Annotated in this window: 1 tRNA gene and 1 rRNA gene; both read left to right on the top strand. The window is 45.7% G+C overall.

What is annotated here, in order from left to right:
- Window positions 1–184: 184 nt before the first annotated feature.
- Window positions 185–258: transfer RNA gene (locus JHU38_RS12285), tRNA-Ala, on the top strand.
- Between the two features lie 186 nt (window positions 259–444).
- A 23S ribosomal RNA gene (locus JHU38_RS12280) occupies window positions 445–652 on the top strand; the annotation flags it as partial.

The raw sequence follows: 652 nt of genomic DNA, 5'->3' as shown, positions 1-652 counted from the left end.
TCTTGTACTGATGATCTGTTTTTTCGATAAAGAGAAAAAGGAAGCCGGGCATCGGTAGTCCCGAATCCTCTGTAATGAGAAATGATTCATTGGAAATGAGAAGTGATAAGTCGAAAACGGAAGTCACCGTTTCGCCCTTCACGCAGAACATTTCAAATTCTACATTCCGCATTCATGTTCTCGAGGGGGATTAGCTCAGCTGGCTAGAGCGCTTGCATGGCATGCAAGAGGTCAACGGTTCGAATCCGTTATTCTCCACACAAGAAGGAAAAAACAGAGGGAACGGAGTATTTTACTTTTTTACCCTTTTACTTTTTTACCTTTTTTCGCTCTTTGACATATTGACACAAGCAAGACTGTAAAGTAAACAGAGTTTACGACTTATTTATCCGGGAGTCGAATGACTCTTGGATATGAAACTACAGCTTAAAGTATGAGTAATTAAAGAAAGTAATGAAGGGCGGATGGCGGATGCCTAGGCTCACAGAGGCGATGAAGGACGTGATAAGCTGCGATAAGCCGCGGGTAGGCGCAAATAGCCCTTGATCCGTGGATTTCCGAATGGGACAACCCGGCCGTCTGAAGGACGGTCACCCGCGCATGAGCGTGGGAGCTAACCCGGGGAACTGAAACATCTTAGTACCCGGAGGAA

Origin of the sequence: Prevotella illustrans (assembly GCF_017426725.1) — a bacterium.
Classification (GTDB): Bacteria; Bacteroidota; Bacteroidia; order Bacteroidales; family Bacteroidaceae; genus Prevotella; species Prevotella illustrans.
This window is presented reverse-complemented; position numbering and strand designations above follow the sequence as displayed.